The organism is Mucilaginibacter sp. OAE612, from assembly GCF_041806395.1.
Classification (GTDB): domain Bacteria; phylum Bacteroidota; class Bacteroidia; order Sphingobacteriales; family Sphingobacteriaceae; genus Mucilaginibacter; species Mucilaginibacter rubeus.
In genome coordinates, this window is the sequence record NZ_JBGMUW010000001.1 from 4,847,897 (window position 1) to 4,866,980 (window position 19,084).

General features: G+C 42.3%; 19 protein-coding genes. 8 read left to right on the forward strand and 11 right to left on the reverse strand.

The window, feature by feature from the left end; genetic code table 11:
• The first annotated feature begins 120 nt into the window (after nt 1-120).
• Nucleotides 121-588 carry an IS200/IS605 family transposase gene (gene tnpA, locus ABID99_RS19935; protein WP_373614900.1) on the forward strand — a complete coding sequence of 156 codons (468 nt, stop codon included), beginning with the start codon at nt 121-123 and terminating at the stop codon, nt 586-588.
• A 164-nt stretch (nt 589-752) separates the two neighbouring features.
• Here tnpA and ABID99_RS19940 read toward each other — a convergent pair whose 3' ends face one another.
• The 5 genes from ABID99_RS19940 to ABID99_RS19960 all read right to left on the reverse strand — a co-directional run bounded on the left by ABID99_RS19940 (nt 753) and on the right by ABID99_RS19960 (nt 4,508).
• Nucleotides 753-1,484: a YqjF family protein gene (locus tag ABID99_RS19940; RefSeq protein ID WP_373614902.1), complete on the reverse strand. Its 732-nt coding sequence runs from the start codon at nt 1,482-1,484 to the stop codon at nt 753-755.
• 51 nt (nt 1,485-1,535) lie between these two features.
• A complete protein-coding gene (locus ABID99_RS19945; RefSeq protein ID WP_373614904.1) occupies nt 1,536-2,336 on the reverse strand; it encodes a M48 family metallopeptidase in 801 nt (266 codons plus the stop codon).
• Between the two features lie 5 nt (nt 2,337-2,341).
• Nucleotides 2,342-2,995, reverse strand: a complete 654-nt coding sequence (gene plsY, locus ABID99_RS19950; protein WP_176622607.1) for a glycerol-3-phosphate 1-O-acyltransferase PlsY — start codon at nt 2,993-2,995, stop codon at nt 2,342-2,344.
• Between the two features lie 103 nt (nt 2,996-3,098).
• Entirely contained in the window at nt 3,099-3,944 is an 846-nt protein-coding gene (gene nadC, locus ABID99_RS19955) for a carboxylating nicotinate-nucleotide diphosphorylase (protein ID WP_373614905.1), read from the reverse strand.
• Between the two features lie 168 nt (nt 3,945-4,112).
• Nucleotides 4,113-4,508, reverse strand: a complete 396-nt coding sequence (locus tag ABID99_RS19960; protein ID WP_373614907.1) for a DUF4783 domain-containing protein — start codon at nt 4,506-4,508, stop codon at nt 4,113-4,115.
• Nucleotides 4,509-4,703: 195 nt separating this feature from the next.
• On the opposite strand from ABID99_RS19960, the gene gpmI reads away from it, so the two are divergent.
• Nucleotides 4,704-6,227, forward strand: a complete 1,524-nt coding sequence (gene gpmI / locus ABID99_RS19965; protein ID WP_373614908.1) for a 2,3-bisphosphoglycerate-independent phosphoglycerate mutase — start codon at nt 4,704-4,706, stop codon at nt 6,225-6,227.
• 28 nt (nt 6,228-6,255) lie between these two features.
• Nucleotides 6,256-6,780: a hypothetical protein gene (locus ABID99_RS19970; protein ID WP_139160021.1), complete on the forward strand. Its 525-nt coding sequence runs from the start codon at nt 6,256-6,258 to the stop codon at nt 6,778-6,780.
• Between the two features lie 21 nt (nt 6,781-6,801).
• On the opposite strand, the gene ABID99_RS19975 is transcribed toward ABID99_RS19970, so the two are convergent.
• Entirely contained in the window at nt 6,802-7,452 is a 651-nt protein-coding gene (locus tag ABID99_RS19975; protein ID WP_090531867.1) for a tetratricopeptide repeat protein, read from the reverse strand.
• Nucleotides 7,453-7,819: 367 nt separating this feature from the next.
• On the opposite strand from ABID99_RS19975, the gene lon reads away from it, so the two are divergent.
• Nucleotides 7,820-10,294, forward strand: coding sequence for an endopeptidase La (lon, locus tag ABID99_RS19980; RefSeq protein WP_090531869.1), 2,475 nt, complete (start codon nt 7,820-7,822; stop codon nt 10,292-10,294).
• 135 nt (nt 10,295-10,429) lie between these two features.
• On the opposite strand, the gene ABID99_RS19985 is transcribed toward lon, so the two are convergent.
• Nucleotides 10,430-10,861 (reverse strand): hypothetical protein, encoded by a 432-nt coding sequence (locus tag ABID99_RS19985; protein ID WP_373614911.1) that lies wholly within the window; start codon nt 10,859-10,861, stop codon nt 10,430-10,432.
• Nucleotides 10,862-11,052: 191 nt separating this feature from the next.
• Between ABID99_RS19985 and ABID99_RS19990 the strand changes: the two genes are divergently transcribed.
• A complete protein-coding gene (locus tag ABID99_RS19990) occupies nt 11,053-12,012 on the forward strand; it encodes a lipid A deacylase LpxR family protein (protein ID WP_373614912.1) in 960 nt (319 codons plus the stop codon).
• Nucleotides 12,013-12,167: 155 nt separating this feature from the next.
• On the opposite strand, the gene arfB is transcribed toward ABID99_RS19990, so the two are convergent.
• The gene (gene arfB, locus ABID99_RS19995; RefSeq protein WP_373614913.1) at nt 12,168-12,578 is read right to left on the reverse strand and encodes an alternative ribosome rescue aminoacyl-tRNA hydrolase ArfB; all 411 of its coding nucleotides are present in this window, start codon (nt 12,576-12,578) and stop codon (nt 12,168-12,170) included.
• A 71-nt stretch (nt 12,579-12,649) separates the two neighbouring features.
• Here arfB and cmk point away from each other — a divergent pair, with 71 nt between their 5' ends.
• A complete protein-coding gene (gene cmk / locus ABID99_RS20000; protein WP_090531876.1) occupies nt 12,650-13,327 on the forward strand; it encodes a (d)CMP kinase in 678 nt (225 codons plus the stop codon).
• 218 nt (nt 13,328-13,545) lie between these two features.
• On the opposite strand, the gene ABID99_RS20005 is transcribed toward cmk, so the two are convergent.
• Together ABID99_RS20005 and ABID99_RS20010 are read right to left on the reverse strand one after the other, a co-directional pair.
• A complete protein-coding gene (locus ABID99_RS20005; RefSeq protein WP_112654786.1) occupies nt 13,546-14,001 on the reverse strand; it encodes a dCMP deaminase family protein in 456 nt (151 codons plus the stop codon).
• A gap of 110 nt (nt 14,002-14,111) precedes the next feature.
• On the reverse strand, nt 14,112-15,746 hold the full coding sequence (locus tag ABID99_RS20010) for an MFS transporter (protein WP_112654787.1): 1,635 nt from the start codon (nt 15,744-15,746) through the stop codon (nt 14,112-14,114).
• 168 nt (nt 15,747-15,914) lie between these two features.
• Between ABID99_RS20010 and ABID99_RS20015 the strand changes: the two genes are divergently transcribed.
• Together ABID99_RS20015 and ABID99_RS20020 are read left to right on the forward strand one after the other, a co-directional pair.
• Nucleotides 15,915-16,571 (forward strand): LysE family translocator, encoded by a 657-nt coding sequence (locus tag ABID99_RS20015; RefSeq protein WP_373614915.1) that lies wholly within the window; start codon nt 15,915-15,917, stop codon nt 16,569-16,571.
• Between the two features lie 55 nt (nt 16,572-16,626).
• Nucleotides 16,627-17,016 carry a hypothetical protein gene (locus tag ABID99_RS20020; RefSeq protein WP_176622597.1) on the forward strand — a complete coding sequence of 130 codons (390 nt, stop codon included), beginning with the start codon at nt 16,627-16,629 and terminating at the stop codon, nt 17,014-17,016.
• A 147-nt stretch (nt 17,017-17,163) separates the two neighbouring features.
• On the opposite strand, the gene ABID99_RS20025 is transcribed toward ABID99_RS20020, so the two are convergent.
• Nucleotides 17,164-19,071 carry a class II glutamine amidotransferase gene (locus ABID99_RS20025; RefSeq protein ID WP_176622594.1) on the reverse strand — a complete coding sequence of 636 codons (1,908 nt, stop codon included), beginning with the start codon at nt 19,069-19,071 and terminating at the stop codon, nt 17,164-17,166.
• Nucleotides 19,072-19,084 lie beyond the last annotated feature (13 nt).

The following is a 19,084-nucleotide window of genomic DNA, read 5'->3' on the forward strand; positions in this document are numbered from 1 at the left end:
ATTAACTTAAATTTAAGAAATTGAAAGGCTGCCCCAGAGGGGCAAAAGGTTTGTAGAAAAATAATGTAAATTTGATTAGAGCACCAGAGGTGCTCAACTTAACGAACCTGATCACAATGTATGGCAAGTAATAACACTTATTCTCAGTTATATATCCACATCGTTTTCGCCGTAAAATATCGTATGGCATTAATTGAAGATACATGGGCTGAGCGGTTAAGAATGTATATAACCTCAATTGTTCAAAACCAGGGGCATAAACTAATTGCTATCAACAATGTGCCTGATCATCTGCATTTACTTATTGGATTAAATCCTAAACAATCTATTTCCGAAATTGTACGATTTATAAAAAGCGACTCGTCCGAATGGGTTAATAAACAAAAATTAGCTAATGGCGGATTTCAGTGGCAGGAAGGATATGGAGCTTTTAGTAATAGCAGGTCGCAAATTGATAAAGTGGTAAACTACATAGCAAACCAGCAAGAGCATCATCGAAAAATTACGTTTTTAGACGAATACAGGAAAATGCTAAATGATTTCAATATAGAATTTGACGAACAATATATCTTTAAATTGCCTCAATAATTAACTTATTGGCTTTGTTCAGCCCCTCTGGGGGCTGTAAAAGGAAGGGCATTTATTTTTTCTACAAACCTTTTGCCCCTCTGGGGCAGATTGTCATGCTTAATAATTCACTTCCATAAGTTTACCATAAAGACTCGAAGCATCACTCCCTTTCACATAACTCTTTACCTCCCCACCACTATCTTCTCCCCCATTCGTACGTTGATATCCGACCCAAGCGCGTAAAAGGCCGAAACCGGCTCTTTTTCCAAAAACGGCTTAAATGCTTCACCATAGAGTGGGGCAACATCAGCGTCAAAAACATAATCGCGCACCAAACCGGTTTGCCATGAAATATGCTCAACCTGGTACTCCATTGTTTTTATTTCGCTTAAACCGTTGTATCCCCAGTAGTGTTCTAAAATAAACTCTTCCGGGCTGCCGGGCTTAATATCAACCAGGGTGTCGCTTGCCGTAGCGCCAAGCTTATTCCAGCGCCCGTTAAGTTTCCATTCGTATAAAAATCGGGTATGGTGATCTGTTGTCGCGGTTATAGAGCTTCGCATGGGCAAGGCGCGGTAATGTTCCTTATAAAGATTGTTGGCAATGAGCGCAATCATGCTTTTAGGCACTATTTCGCTTATAAAAACAGCGCCGCGCTTCCATTCGGTACCATTAAAGTATCGCACGTAAAATCGCAGGTTAACTTCTTCAAAGTTTACATGCCAGGGCCATTTAATACCCAGTACCCGGGTATCCAAAAACATGAAACCAACCATACTTACCAGTGCTTTGCCTTCCCAAAGGTCGAGCAGCGTGCCTGCCGGCGTATAAGGTTTTAATATTGCCGCATCAACCTCGTAATTTAGCATTACGAGATTTTTCCACCGGGCTTTTAAAAATTCGCTTTTAGCCATAAAAAGAAAAATCCCGCCTTTTTTACGGGCGGGATCCACTAAAATGATTAATTATTTTTTATAATATTTCATGGCCTCGGGTATGAGGTTTTGGATATTGGCAATACGGGTTGCATCAGCAGGGTGAGTGCTCAAAAATTCGGGTGGAGCACCGCCTTTATTTTGGGCTGCCATGCGTTGCCAAAAAGCAATGGCGTTATGCGGGTCATAACCGGCCATGGCCATAAAGGTCAACCCTAAACGGTCGGCTTCCGATTCTTGTTTACGGGAATAGGCCAACAATTTCAGCTGGCTTCCAACACCATATAAAGTACTTATGGCGGTTTGTGTAGCCTGCGACTGCTGGCTTGTCGCCGCTCCTACCAGTTGTCCGCCCCCTTGCACCAACATCTCCTGCGAGATCCGTTCGGCTGAGTGACGGGCAATAGCATGCCCAATTTCATGGCCCATAACTACGGCAAGGTAGGCATCGGTATTGGCTACAGGTAATAACCCGCTGTAAACCGCAACTTTACCGCCAGGCATACACCAGGCGTTAACCTCACTGCTCTGGATCAGGTTAAACTCCCAATTAAAGCTATACTGATCGCCATAACCGTTTTCTTTGAGGTATTTTTCAATGGCTACCGCCAGTCTGTTACCAATGGTTTTAACACGTTGCGCATCGGCACCGCTGGCCACCACTTTAGTTTTAGGGTCGGAAAGCAGTTGCTTATAGCTTGCCGCTGCCGACTGGTTCACTTCGGCATCGCCAACAAGACTCAGCTGTTTACGGCCGGTTAACGGCACAGTTGAACAGGAAAAGACAGCCATGATGGCTATCAGGACTAATACAGGTTTAAACTTTTTCATGGTGATTAGGCAACTGTTGTTTTCTTCTTAAAAAAATTAACTTTCGATTCTTTGCCTCTTATTAAGCGTTCAATGTTTTTTTGGTGGGTTACCAGCACAAGCACGCAAATACACATGCCATAAATTACTATCGACCGGATAGGTGTCGGAAAAACAAATGTAACGCCTATAGGGTAAGTAAAGGCAGCTGCAATTGAGCTAAGCGACACATATTTTGAGATCAGTAACACCGTTATAAAAACCACTATACATAATAAGGCAGCATGAAAATGTATAGCCAAAATCATTCCAAACAAAGTTGCTACGCCCTTGCCGCCCCTGAAACCTGCAAAAATAGGGAACAGGTGGCCCATAACTGCCGCTATGCCTAAAGCCAGTTCATAATTGGTGTATGCGGTTGAATTGATAGCACCTGTAGCAGATGCACCAATGAAATAAGCGAAGTTTGTTGCTGCCCAGCCTTTAAATATATCAAGCAGCATCACGGGGATGCCCGCCTTTTTACCAAGCACACGAAAAGTATTTGTAGCACCTGCGTTACCGCTTCCGTACTCGCGTACATCCACATTGTAAAAAGCCATACCAATCCAAACAGCCGTAGGTATTGAGCCGCACAGATAAGCCATTATAAGTGCTGTAACAGAGTAAACGGTTATCATTCTCCTGCAATATTACAAAATTGAAGCGGTAAAAGCGTTTTAATCACAGCGCTTTTACCACTAAACTTTGTTTAACAATGTGTTATTTGATATTTTAATTACCCTATTTTACGGCTTTCAGACTAAGGTCAAGGCTTTTAACCGAATGAGTAAGCGCCCCTACAGAAATATAATCGACCCCACAATCGGCATATTCACGTATATTATCAATGGTGATACCGCCCGAAGCTTCGGTAATATAACGCCCTTGTATTATACCAACAGCCTGCCGCAGGTCATCAAAATTGAAATTATCAAGCAGTATGCGGTTAACCCGGCCGGTTTGTAAAACCTGCTCCAGTTCATCAAGGTTGCGCACCTCAATTTCAATGGCAAGTTTTTTCCCATTGTCGGTTAAATATTGATTAGCACTTTCAATAGCTTGCCTTATCCCGCCGGCATAGTCTACATGGTTATCCTTAATCAGGATCATATCGTACAAACCAAACCTGTGGTTTACGCCTCCGCCTATGCGTACCGCCCATTTTTCGAGATAACGAAGCCCCGGTGTGGTTTTACGGGTATCTAAAACTTTAGTATTAGTCCCTTTCAGCAAATCAACTATCTGTCTGGTTTTTGTAGCAATTCCCGACATACGCTGCATACAATTTAGTACCAAACGCTCGGCGGTCAAAATGCTGCGCGAATTGCCCTCAACCTCAAAAGCTATGTCGTTATATTTAACCGGGGCTCCGTCCTGCAAAAACACGTTAAGTTTAAGGTTTGGATCAACCACATGAAATATTTCGGCGGCCAGCTCAACACCGGCCAGTATTCCTTCGTCCTTAACTAAAAGTTTTGCTTTGCCGGTAGCGTCGGCCGGGATAGTTGAAAGCGAGGTATGGTCGCCATCGCCCACATCCTCACTTAAAGTATTATTTATAAACTGGTGTATGAGTTCTTTATCCAATTGTGTACTTTTTGAGTGTCAAAAGTAACAACAATTTTTAAATGGAGGGGATTGATTACGGTAAAGATAATGGTTCATTGTTCATGGTTCATGGCAACTCTCTGACTATGAAAACGGTTCAGCTCCAAACAGGTGCTATGAACCATTAACCATGATCCATGAACTAAGTCATTTCACCTTTTCGTCTTCAATTTTTAATTCGACAACATTGGTGCCTTTGCCTGCATCCTTGAGCGTGATGGCGACCCGAAATTCGCCCTTATCGGTACTCAAAATATAAACACCGAAATGATAATTACCCCCCGAATTTATTTTATGTAACAGCTTAATACCTTTAGGCTTATTCCTTGCGAAGAACTTATCCAGTATAACCGTGGCCTGGTTTTGCGAATAAACATTCTCGTCTTCCATAATGGTGATCTCCACATTATTGGCAAATAGTTTGGAAAGCTCTTTAGTATTACCTGTTTTTAAAAGATTGGCTACGTTATCTATAGCATCTGCCGATGAGACATATGGGAGCAGCAGTAAAAAAATAAACGACGGCAGGTATATTAATTTCATACAATAATAACGTACTAATGGGTGCTAAAGTTACAAAGAGCGGTTAAGTGTTTACTCGTTTTTTAATAAACTAAAAAGCTATGTTCATTAAACTGTATAATAAACACTAACAGTATAATTTAAGTTTTATTTCAGGCTGCTAACCTAAATTAAAAAATTATATATAAAGTACCCAGTTGCCTTTATATTTGCATTGTGGAAAACAAAAAGAAACTCGCACTAATAATACTTGATGGCTGGGGTTATGGCCGCAACGATCAATCAAACGCTATACTGGCTGCCAATACTCCTTTTGTTGATGGCCTGCTTAAACAATATCCAAATTCAAAGCTTGAAGCTTCAGGAACAGCAGTAGGCTTACCTGCCGGGCAAATGGGCAATTCGGAAGTTGGTCACATGAACCTTGGTGCAGGCCGCGTGGTTTACCAGGAACTTGGCCGCATTCATAAGGCAGTTGATGACAATGAGCTGCCAACTATCCCTGTATTGAAAGATGCGTTTGAATACGCGAAACAAAACAATAAAGACGTACACTTTATCGGTTTAGTATCTGACGGTGGTGTACATTCGCACATTCGCCATGTGAAAGGCCTTTGCGATGCCGCTAAACAACTGGATGTTAACAATGTATACATCCATGCCTTTTTAGATGGCCGCGATACCGACCCTAAATCGGGCTTGGGCTTTGTTACCGAACTTGAAGAGCATATTGCAGGTACCGGCGCTAAGATAGCTTCGGCGATAGGCCGTTATTATGCTATGGACCGTGATAACCGCTGGGAACGTGTTAAACTGGCTTACGACCTGATGGTTAATGGCATTGGCACATCAACCCAAAACGTTACCGACCTCATCAAACACTCCTACCTTGAAGGTGTTACCGATGAGTTTGTAAAACCGATAGTTGCTGTTGATGACGCAGGTAAACCTTTAGCCGTTATTAAAGATGGCGACGTGGTGATCTGCTTTAACTTCCGGACCGACAGGGGCCGAGAGATCAGTATCGCTCTAACTCAAAAGTCGTTCCCCGAATACAACATGCACCCGCTGGCTATCCGTTACATCACTATGACACCATATGATGAAACGTTTAAGAATGTTCAGGTTGTTTTCAACAAGGAAGATCTGACCAAAACATTGGGCGAGATCCTGCAAAACGCAGGTAAATCACAGATCAGGATTGCCGAAACCGAAAAATATCCTCACGTAACCTTCTTCTTTTCGGGTGGGCGCGAAAAAGAATTTGATAACGAAAAACGTTTATTAGTACCATCACCAAAAGTGGCTACTTATGATCTTCAGCCAGAAATGAGCGCTGCGGGTATCCGTGACGCCATTATCCCTGAACTGGAAACCGGCTGGCCTGATTTTGTTTGCCTTAACTTTGCCAATACCGACATGGTTGGCCATACCGGTGTTTTCAGCGCGGTGGTTAAAGCAGCCGAAACTGCCGACAGCTGCACCAAAGCTGTTGTTGAAGCAGGTTTGGCCAATGGTTATTCGTTCATTATCCTGGCCGACCATGGCAATGCCGATTACATGATCAACGAAGATGGGTCGCCCAATACGGCACATACTACCAACCTGGTACCATGTATCGTGATTGACAAAGATGTAAAAGAAGTAAAAGACGGAAAACTGGGCGATGTGGCGCCAACCATATTAAGTATATTAGGTGTTGCCATCCCTCCCGAAATGACTGGTAATGTATTGGTGTAATCCAAAAAACATAAGCAAAGCCGCCCTGATGGGCGGCTTTTTATTGTTAATAGCAAATTTATATTCCTGCCGGCCCGATAACAGGCAAAGCGGTGCCAAACTGGTTTACTTTGACCTGAAAGAGTTTTTCAGGGCCGATTCGGCACGGCTTACCAGGTTAAACCCCGCGGTAAACAAAACGGTTACCCACAATGGCGTTACCGAAACCAAAGTAGTACACATTGGCAACTGGAACCAGGAGCTTAATTTGTTTATCCAGTCGGACATTAACCGCCCGGCCTGGAAAAACAGTTATACAGTTAGTACAAGCGATAGCGCTATTATTTATAAGGCCCGTACCCCCGAGCTTAAAACCCGCCGCATCATCATCAAAAAAGCCGGCGATAAAGTGGCGTGGATCCTGATCTATAACCACACCAAAAACCTGCTGTACGAAACCAACGAAAAATTGAGTTATTTTCCCGATTCGCTTTACCTGATCCAAAAAACACAACATGTGAAATTGATGGGTCGGAACGATTACAAAGTGCAGGGAACCCTGCCTAAAAGGTAAAAGAGAAAGTTTAACCGGATTTTAGTGCTGCTTCACTAAAGTATTAACCCCTGTAGTAGCCTGGATGAGTTTCTCTTTTGACTGATCGATCAGTGCGGAAATGTCCATGCGGCCCGGGTTATCTGCCAGTACTTTTTCCAGATCGGCAACTGAAGCCTTTAACGAGTTTATTCCCCTTGCTTTGTCATAAAAACGAGATGTCGCCTGCAATTTAAACATACCGTAGTCGCGGTAAGCTATGCCCCTGTTTTGGTAGTATTTGTTATCCCTGAGATCGCTGTTAATAGAAATGGCCTTTGTAAGATCCACAATAGCGCCTAACAGGTACAATTCCTTATCCGCCGCCGAAGCCTGGCTATCTCTCCCCAGGTAGCTTTTTGCCCTTGCCCTGTAATAATAAGCTGTTGCATCGGCCGGCTTTACGGCAATTACCTTGGTATATGCCAGTATCGATTTTTTGTAGTTATCGCTGTGGTAGTATGAGTAGCCCAGCATCCACATAGCGTTTGCATTTGTTGAATCAGTTATGCACGCCTTTTCCAGGTGTGACACCGCCGAACGGAAATCGCCATCCATAAGCGCCTGCTGGCCGAGCCGTACATAAGCGTTTTGCGCTATAGCCGACTCGAGCGAAGACATGATCAGAAGGGGCAGGATAACTGATAACTTCATTAAACGGATTACTGGTAAAACAAATATGGTATAATATTAACTATTAATACCCTAAATTATTATGCCATATTGTGGTTTTGTGTAAAAATTTTTACACCTACAAATAATTTAAGCACAGCGATACTATGACTTTTTTTCATCTTTACCAATAAAATCTTATTTATTTACAATTCGTTTTACAAATTTGTAACAAACATATACCCAGTACGTTAAATCACCAGATTAATTGTTGTTATTTATTATCGTAACTTGGCACAGCTCTTGAACCATTGTTATGTGCGATTGATAATCGCAATTTAACCTGTAATTGAAGTGGATACTATCTTACAGGCTGACAACATGACGTTTTATTCTACAAAATATAATAATGAATTTCGATCCGTTTGATTTTAAAAATGCTTTACCGGTTATAAACGAGGATTCAGAATTTTTCCCGCTAATGTCATCGGAAGATGAGGAGGAGATGAATAATGAGGAACTGCCCGATGTAATGCCTATTTTACCCTTGCGCAATACTGTACTTTTCCCGGGTGTTGTGATCCCAATTACAGTTGGCAGGGATAAATCAATAAAACTAATCCGCGATGCCAATAAAGGCAGCCGCATGATTGGGGTGGTTTCGCAACAGGATGTGGGGATTGAAGACCCTACTTTTAACCAGCTTAACAAAGTTGGCACTATAGCACTCATTATAAAAATGCTGCAAATGCCTGATGGTAACACCACCGTTATCATCCAGGGCAAAAAACGTTTTTATTTAAAAGAAGAAGTACAGAGCGAACCCTATATAAAAGCCACAGTTGAACCTTTTCATGAGATAAAAATCAAGGAAGATAAAGAGTTTAAAGCCATGGTATCATCCATTAAGGATATGGCCATGAATATTATCCAGCTTTCGCCAAATATCCCGAGTGAAGCAGGGATCGCAATCCGCAATATCGAAAGTACATCGTTTCTGATCAACTTCATATCATCAAATATGAACGCTGATATGACCGCTAAGCAACACCTGCTTGAAATTGCCAACCTGCGCGAACGTGCCAACCTTGTGCTTGAGCATTTAACGCTCGACCTGCAAATGCTGGAATTAAAAAACCAGATCCAGACCAAAGTACGTGTCGATTTGGATAAACAGCAAAGGGATTATTTCCTTAACCAGCAGCTAAAAACTATACAGGAAGAGCTGGGCGGCAATACGCCCGACCTGGAAATTGAGAGCCTGCGCCAGCGTGGCATCAAAAAGAAATGGGCAAAAGAAGTTAAAGATCATTTTAACAAAGAGCTTGAAAAACTGAGCCGTACCAATCCCGCAGCCGCCGATTACTCGGTTCAGATCAATTACCTTGAACTGTTGCTTGATTTACCTTGGAACGAGTTTACCAAAGATAACTTTGACCTTAAGCGGGCGCAAAGGATCCTTGATAAAGATCACTTTGGTTTAGATAAGGTAAAACAACGTATTATCGAATACCTGGCCGTATTGAAATTAAAGCACGACATGAAAGCTCCGATACTTTGTTTGGTTGGCCCTCCGGGGGTTGGTAAAACATCGTTAGGTAAATCAATAGCCAAAGCTTTGGGCCGTAAATATGTGCGCATGGCATTAGGCGGAATCCGCGATGAAGCGGAGATCCGGGGTCACCGTAAAACATATATTGGTGCTATGCCGGGTCGCATTATCCAGTCGATAAAAAAGGCGGGCGCATCAAACCCGGTATTTATTTTGGATGAGATAGATAAAGTAGGCAACGATTTCAGGGGCGATCCTTCATCTGCCCTGCTTGAGGTACTTGACCCCGAGCAAAACGGCACTTTTTCTGATCATTATGTTGAAATGGACTACGACCTTTCAAACGTAATGTTTATTGCTACCGCCAACTCGCTGAGCACGATCCAGCCTGCTTTGTTAGACAGGATGGAGATCATTGAAGTGAACGGCTATACCATTGAAGAAAAAATTGAGATAGCCAAGCAACACCTGGTGCCTAAACAGCGCGAAGCACATGGCTTAAAAATAAAAGATGTAAGCCTTAAAGCAGATGTTATCGAAAAGGTGATAGTTGATTACACCCGCGAATCGGGGGTACGTTCACTGGAGAAAAAGATTGGATCGGTTGTGCGCGGCGTGGCTAAGAACATAGCTATGGAAGAGCCTTACAACAGTGTTGTAAGTAAAAAAGATATCGAAAAGATACTGGGCGCACCTATTTTTGATAAAGACCTTTATGAAGGCAATGACGTTGCAGGCGTTGTAACAGGCCTGGCCTGGACTTCTGTAGGCGGCGACATCCTGTTTATTGAAGCCAGTTTAAGCCCCGGAAAAGGCCGCTTAACACTTACAGGCAGCCTTGGCGATGTAATGAAAGAATCGGTAACTATTGCCCTCGCTTACCTGCGCGCCCACGCTGCCGATTTTGACATCAACCCTAAACTGTTTGATCAGTGGGATGTGCATGTACACGTACCGGCAGGCGCTACCCCTAAAGATGGCCCGTCGGCGGGTGTTACCATGCTTACAGCACTGGTTTCGGCATTTACGCAGCGTAAAGTAAAGCCTAATTTGGCCATGACGGGCGAAATCACCCTCCGCGGTCGGGTTTTGCCTGTAGGCGGTATCAAAGAAAAGATCCTGGCTGCAAAACGTGCCAACATAAAAGAGATCATCCTATGCAAATCAAACCAAAAAGACATTCTGGAAATTAAGGAAGATTACATCAAAGACCTTAGCTTTCATTACGTTACCGATATGAGAGATGTGATAACCCTAGCCCTGCTTAACGAAAAGGTTAAAAATCCAATAAATCTTACTGTTAAAGAAGACGAAAAAACAGCCATTAATTAAAGCGGGGCTATTTCCCGGCATAAAACAAAAAAGTTTTACAGTTACACGCTGTAAAACTTTTTTGTTTTAGAAGTTCTTCATGACAAGGTATCGAAACATAACGCCCAACTTAAAATAGAATCCCCGGCTTGAAGTTTAATTTTCATTGGTAATCTCAACCCCATCCCTTATTGCCGCTTCAAGTATATCAATGTTTATATCGTTCAAATTATTGAACTTAATACAATACCCTGTCACGCTCGCTTTGCCTATTTCTTTTCCATATGTTTGGGGTAAATATTTTTTATCCTTAATACCAAGTATGTAGATAGAAATCCCCGTAGTATTGGCGCTCATACCAACCTGAAAAAACTCGCGGGTTGTTCCGTTAGCATATTTTATGGTGTAAGATCCATATCCCACGTTAGGGTTGCTAACAATCCGGCCTTCAGCGTTTCTGCCATCCTCAAACCATAGCTTACATCCCGGTAATATTTGAAGTATATGTTTATGTAAAATTTGCATATCACCACGTTTGGGTTCGGGTTGGCTGGCAATATACTCTCCGGTTTGCTGCTGCACGTTCATATAAATATGGTATTATGGGTTGTTTGATTTGCCTTTTAAATTTCGTTTTATTTTTAGTAAAACCCTAATTCATTTCTTTCTCATCAACCAAATTTCAAACTGTAACATTCCCTAAATTTATAACTGCTTTATTTGCATCGGGTTTTTTATATATTAGCGCACATATATACTATTATACTATATAAACCCCAATGCCTAATAAACTATTTTTAACACTGGTATGCCTGTTAAGCGCTACCTGTTTATTTGCACAAACCCGCGGTCATGAATTTGGTATCCAAACTGACAATGATTCATTCCTTGGTCAGGGATCTGACAGGTATTACACCAATGGCATTTTCTTTTATTACCGAAAAGCGCTTACAGTTAAACCAACCGAAAACGATCTTCAAAACAAAGTTTTAGGATTTGAGTTAGGGCAAAAAATGTTCAACCCCCAATCGGGCTATGTTCGCGGTCCCTTTGATATTGACAGGCCGTTTGCTGCATATACTTATATAGGTTCAACACTTAACTTACTGTACAAAAACGAAAGTAATCTGAAGCTTGGTGCCCAGATAGGCCTGGTAGGCCCGGCTGCGGGCGGCGAACCTGTTCAGAAGCTTATTCACAATACTTTCGGTTTTTACAAACTTAACGGCTGGCAATACCAGATCAAAAATGATGTGGAGCTCAATCTTTCGGCCGAGTATAATAAACTGCTGGCCCGTGCCTCATGGATTGACCTGAGCTTTAGCTCGTATGCCAACCTGGGTAACGGCTTTACCGGTGCGGGTGCCGGGGGTATGGTACGCCTGGGTAATTTTAACCAGCTGTTCAATTCCATCAGTACCCAAAGTACGGTATCAACCGGTGGCGAGGAAAAATTACTGCACAAGCACGAGATCTTTTTTTACTACAAGCCTTTAGCCAATTTGGTTGGTTATGATGCAACCATCCAGGGCAGCCTGTTCCGCAAACATGACGATCCAAACAGCCTGGAAGTTGTTTCAGAAAAGAAACCGTTTATATTTAGCCAGCAGGTAGGTGTAGCTTTTACAACCAGCCGTTTCGCGTTTGATATAGCAGCTATATTCCACACCAAAGACACCAAGGAAATGTTCCGCTCGCATCAATGGGGATCAATTACCGGGTTTTATAGGTTTAAATAAAGAGATTAGAGGTTGGAGGTCAGTGATTAGAAGAACCGCTACCTGAACCATCATGTCATTGCGAGGAACGAAGCAATCGCACGGAAGCATTGCCACTCTGTAGAGTATGCGATTGCCACGCTGCGCAATGACATAGCTTTAGAGAGTTCGCTTAACTATTCCCCGAAATCATTTTTCCTATTCTCTTTCTTTACCGATTGCATTTTCTTGTTGTCCAATCTTGCGGCTTTTGCAGCTTTACTTGCTTTGGTGGGTTTGCGCACTTTAGGCTTTTGAAGGGCTTTTGTTAGCAGCGATGTTAACCTTTCAATTGCTTTTTCTTTATTGAGATACTGGCTTCGTTCTTCATCGCATATTACCTGCACGTAACCATCTTTGTTAAGCCTGTTCTGTAGTTTTTCGGTTAGCAGCAGCTTTTCCTCATCGTTAAACAAAGCGGATGAACCTATTGAAAATAACAGTTCAACCTTGCTCGAAACCTTATTTACGTTTTGGCCGCCCTTTCCTCCGCTTCTTGATGTTTTGTAGCTTGTTTCCTTTTGAAGATCTGCTTTAGTAAAATTCATCTTCAAAAATAAGCCTTATTGAGTTACCGCTATCAGGCCATTTGCTAATAATTTGCTATTTTAGCAGCTCTATGAACAACAATATCGTAGTAGCCATTGATGGTTATTCTTCGTGCGGGAAAAGCACCCTGGCAAAAGCTTTAGCAAAAGAGCTTCATTTTATCTATGTTGATAGCGGCGCTATGTACCGTGCCGTAACCTTATACTTTTTAAGGCATAACATTGATCTTGAAAATCATGCCCAGATAGCGGATGCCTTGCATAATATCCATCTTAATTTTCATACGCAAAATTATAAAACCTTTATTACCTTAAATGAAGAGGACGTGTCTGAAGAGATCCGCCAGATGCACGTAGCTGATAAAGTTAGCTCGGTAGCAGCTATAAAAGAAGTGCGCGCGGCCATGGTAAGGCAGCAGCAGCGTTTAGGCCGCTCCAAAAACATTATTATGGATGGCAGGGATATTGGTACCGTTGTGTTCCCTGACGCGCAGGTGAAACTGTTCATGACTGCCGATCCAAAGATCCGTGCCGAACGCCGTTATAAAGAGTTATTACCAACCAACCCTAACATTACTTTGGAAGAGGTTTTTGATAACCTGGCACACCGCGACTACCAGGATACCACCCGCGAGGAAAGCCCCCTTACCCGCGCCGAAGATGCCATTATATTAGACAACACCGACCTGAGCCAGGATGAGCAATTGATGTTTGCCATAAGCCATATTGAACCGTTTATTGCGGAGTAGCGGTTAGTGATTAGAGGTTGGAGATCGGAGATTAGTTTCTTTTCAGAGATCAGAGATTAGATTCAACCCTTGAATAAAAAGCGCCATAAGCAAAAACCTTATGACGCTTTTTTTATTCAGAAACTGATGATTATATCAGCCCCCCAATTAATCAGTGTAATCAAAAATCAATCGGTGAAATCCCGGAAAAAATCAGCGAAATCAACGTAATCAAAAAATCAACGGTTAAACTTCTCCGCTTTCACCCCAAACCTGTTTAAAAAATCTACCCCTTCGTCGCTTGCTAAGCCTTTATACTCGGCATATGATTTATCATAATAAACCTGGGTGATCCCGGCCGAATAGATGAGCCTTGCGCAAGGCAAACATGGCGACAGCGTGGTATACAACGTAGCGCCTTCAAGTCGCGCCCCATTTTTTACCGCATAAAGTATCGCGTTTTCTTCGGCATGCAGGGCAAGTGAACAGCTGCCTTTTGAATCGCGCGCACAACCTGTTTCGGGCCATTCCACATCACAATTATGTGTTCCAGCCGGCGGACCGTTATAGCCTATGGAAATAATGCGCGTATCACGCGTTAAAACCGCCCCCACATGCGCCTTAACACAATGCGACCGCTCGGCCAGATCAGTGGCCAGGTTCATAAAAATCTGATCGAAGCTGGGTTTTGTCATCGGTGATCGGAGGTTAAAGAGTTGAGATTAGTTAAAATTATTATAAAAAGAAAAGAGGTTGAAAATTAAAGGCCTAACCTCTAATCTCCAACCTCTAATTTCTAAAAAGATTAATGTCCGCCTTTAACTTCGACGTGGTCAAGATCGATACCCTGATGACGGAGCTCACGGCTAACTTTCCATGCAAAATAAGCAAGGTATGCGAAACCTATTACAGGTACGATGTATGAGAAGTGGATACCGCTCATACCCGGAACAACATTACCGGCACCATCGGCAATTTTACCTTGCAGCGGCGGGATGATCGAACCGCCCAAAATCATCATGATCAAAAACGCCGAGCCCTGGCTGGTGTATTTTCCTAAACCGGTAATAGCTAACGAGAAGATTGACGGCCACATGATTGAGCAACATAATCCACCGCTGATAAACGCGAAGGTAGCTACCTTGCCTGTAGTAAATAAACCTGCAAGCATGAACGCCACGCCCAATAAACCGAGTACCGATAAAGTACGGGTTGGTTTTTGCTGACCGATAAAGAAAGCAACGATCAGGATGGCTACGCAAATTGCATAAGCGTACAGGTGGCTTACGTTAGCGCCCGAGAAAACATTTACCAGCAGCACTATGCCAAATGCGAGGAAAGGGATTAAAATATATAAAACGTATTTAACCGATTTTGAAAGATTAAACGCATCAATAGATCCCGCAAAACGACCGATCATTAAACTACCCCAGTATAATGAGATATATGGAGCAATGTCTGACTCAGCAAAAGAACCAAATTCCGGGGTCTTTAATAATGAACCCATATTACTTTGAATAGTAACCTCAGTACCTACGTAAGTAAATATAGCAAGCATACCCAATATTAACTGCGGGTATTGCATGGCGCCCCAGCCTTCTTTACTCTTTTTAGCGGCGAAAATGGTACCTATCAGTGTAAATACAATTATAGCTAACGAAGCATATACAAAATATTGGCTCGGTATGCCTATAGCCTTGCTGATAGGATCGGCTGCAAGTATCAAACAAAACGCTACAAACATCACCAGCAATGGTGTATTTGCTTTTGAGCTTGATTCGATCTTTTCATCGCTGGTAACCTTTGGCAGGTTCGAAAACCAAAAGAACAAAGCAACAGCAATGAACAAGCCAGCTAACAGGTAATAGAGATTATTGATTGATGATATTTTAACATCAGCAGCGGCAGTTTTTGCGGTTGCCGAACCAAATAATACCACACTTACTACTACCGGGCCTAATAAAGCGCCTATGTTGTTGATACTGCCTGCAAAGTTTAAACGATTTGAACCGGTTTCAGGGGGGCCTAATGCAACAACAAATGGGTTTGCAGCTGTTTGCTGTAACGAAAAACCAACAGCTATAATAAAGAATACAGCCAAAATGAAACCAAACGCGCCCGAAGCTACAGCAGGGATCATAGCCAATGCACCAACTGCCGAAACAACGAGGCCTAAAATGATACCATTTTTGTAACCTAACTTGTTCATAATATCAACTTTACTGGCTTGTGATGCAAAGTAAAGTATCAATGAACCGATGAAATACCCACCGTAAAATGTAAAGTCGATAAGTTGTGATTCGAACTGGGTAAGGTGAAAGTGCTCTTTACAGAAAGGTATGAAAATACCATTGGAGGCGGCTAAAAAGCCCCAAAAGAAAAACACGGTAATCAGCGTATACAGGGCTGTACCGTAGTTCTTAGCATTGTTTTGTTCCATTTTAAAATAGGTTGTACAGATTTGATTTTTGAATTTCTAAACATAATTCAATTTTGGTAAAACTCTCTGGTCTTTTTTTAAATAAATTAAATCACAATTTTAACTTTCGTTGTTTATGAGATAAAATTGCATATTCGCAATGTTCAAAAAAGAACAAAGCTTAACTTAATGATAAAAGCCATTGTTTCGGGTATCGGGTTTGGATTAGTACTTACATTTATTACCGGCCCGGTTTTTTTTGCGCTCATTAAAACCAGTATCGAAAAAGGGTTTCATGCCGGTGTTTCGCTTGCCCTTGGCGTGGTTTGCAGCGATGTGGTTTTTGTAGGAGCAATCCTGTTTGGTTCGCAATATATCGATGTATCTGACCATACCAAAGTTATAGCAGGCGTTGTAGGCAGCGCCATATTATTCGCGCTTGGCCTATATTACATGTTCAAAAAAAGCGAGATCAATTATGAAAACAAAGTCCCATCAGGCGCCGACCGCTTTGGTTATGTACTTAAAGGCTTCCTGATGTGCATATTTAATCCTACCCTCCTCTTCCACTGGACGGTAGTGATCGGCGCGGCCAGTACCACATTCCTGGTGGGCACCCCGCACAGATCCTTTCATATAGCCGTTATGTTCCTTACCATACTCATCATCCAGTTTGGTATGGATACCCTCAAAGCTTTTTATGCTAATAAACTCCGGGCACGTATTTCGGTTAAATTTATCCACCGTTTAAATGAGGTTGCCGGTATCGCGCTCATTATCGCCTCATTGGTGCTGATTGATAAGCTGGTTACACATTTTGTATTTGCGGCACCGGTAGGATCATAGGAAACTTTTCTATCAGTATTCGCTACATTTACTTTAAACCATAAACCTTTTTGTCATGTTCCAGGAAATCATTTATATACTTCTTTTTATTGCGGTTGACTTAGTTGTTTATTCAAAACTGAATAAAACCGAATGGGTAAATGCAAAACAATTCAAGCTATTTCTTATAGGCACTATATTATTGATTTTACTACATTTTTTCAACCTCCCATTCCTAATGCCAATGCGTACTTTTTCAGGGCTTATTTTCTTTTCATTATTTCCCCTGTTCACTTATTTCTGGTTTACTTATTTTGCGGTCAAAAGAATACACAGGATAACAACACCGCAAAACGAAAACTTTATTTCTACCGGCCTAAAAGTATTCTCCTTCTTTTTTTTAAAGCTTGTTTATGCAATGACTTTGATTATGCAAGTATCGATTATCCTTTCACTCATAAAATAAAACTTTCGTGGTTGTTGGTATTGTCACTACGTGCGCTGTGACATATTTCTTGTCATTGTCTAAACAATGATTTTCTTTTAAAACAAAAAAGGCGATGAAAAACTCATCGCCTCGTATATCATTCCCCCTTTAGGGGGTTAGGGGGCATTACATATAAGCTCTTTGGTTTTTACCTTCCATCCAGTTAACAAAGGCGCGGTTAACAACCTTGTTACCACCTGGGGTTGGGTAATCACCACTGAAATACCAATCACCAAGGTTATCAGGACAAGCGATGTGCAGGTTATCTAATGTTTGATAAATTACCTGTACCTCGCAATTCACATTTTTAGGTGTGATGATCTGCGCAATACGGTCAGAGATCTGCTGATCGGTAAACAAGGCATAAATCTCTTTCACATAATTTTCAACTTCCTCCTTCGGCAGTTTCTGGCTGTCTTTACATTTTTGATAAACATCCAGGATCACATCTTCCCTGCCCATCTCTTTTAACAAACTGATTGCTGCTTCAAATGCCACAAATTCACCCATACGTGACATGTCGATCCCATAACAATCGGGGTAACGGATCTGCGGAGCAGACGAAACCACAACTACTTTTTTAGGGCCAAGCCTGTCAAGGATTTTCAGGATACTTTGTTTCAGCGTAGTACCACGAACTATAGAGTCATCCAATACCACTAAGGTATCGGTGCCTTTTTTGATCAATCCGTAAGTAGTATCGTATACGTGGGCCACCATTTCGCTGCGATCCGCGTCCTGGGTAATGAAAGTACGCAGTTTAACATCCTTAATGGCTATCTTTTCAACCCTTGGGGCTACCTGTAATATTTCGGTAAGCTTTTCTTCGGTAATGTCGCTTCCAAGCTCAAGCAGTTTTTCGTGCTGATATTTCTTTACATACTTGTGCATGCCCTCAACCATACCATAAAAGGCCACTTCGGCGGTGTTTGGTATGTAGGAGAATACCGTATTTTTAATATCATGATTAACAAAATCCAATATCTGCGGGCAAAGCAGGCGACCTAATTGCTTACGCTCACGGTAAATGGCCGAGTCGCTGCCGCGCGAAAAGTAGATCCGTTCAAAAGAACAGGCTTTCTTTTCTTTTGGCTCGCTGAACATATCCTCGGTTATCTTACCATTCTTTTTAACGATCAAGGCATGGCCGGGGCGGATTTCCCTGATCTCCTCCATCGGCACGTTAAATGCCGTTTGGATAGCAGGGCGTTCAGATGCCGCAACAACGATCTCATCATTATAATAATAAAATGCAGGGCGGATACCCACCGGATCGCGCATTACAAAGGCATCTCCATGGCCAAGGATCCCGGCAATCGTATAGCCGCCATCCCAGTTCTTGGCCGATTTACGGAGGATCTTGGCAACATCCATATCATTAGCTATAAGCTTACTGATCTCCCTGTTATCGTCCAATCCCTCGCGTTTGTACTGATCAAACAAGCCCTGGTTTTCGGTATCGATAAAGTGGCCTATTTTTTCGAGCACAGTAACTGTGTCGGCCTTTTCTTTTGGATGCTGGCCTAACGCATACAGTTGTTGCAGTAATTCATCAACATTGGTCATGTTAAAATTACCGGCAATAACCAGGTTACGGGTCATCCAGTTGTTTTGCCTTAAAAACGGGTGGCAGCTTTCAATGCTGTTTTTGCCATGGGTACCATAACGCAGGTGCCCTAACAAAACCTCGCCGGTAAAGCTAACGTGTTCTTTAAGCCATTCAGCATCAGCCATCTTTTCCGGGGTTTCTTTTTGAATTTCCGCAAATTTCTTTTGGATATATTCAAAAATATCGGCAACGGCATTTGAGGCCATTGAGCGGTGACGGCTGATGTATCTTTTGCCCGGTTCAATATCCAGTTTAATGGTAGCAACACCTGCGCCATCCTGGCCGCGGTTGTGTTGTTTTTCCATTAAGAGATAAAGTTTGTTCAGGCCGTACAGTGCAGTTCCGTACTTTTTCTGATAATAAGATAGTGGCTTTAGTAAGCGGATAAATGCCACACCGCATTCATGTTTAATCTGATCGCTCATGATTCGGAATGAG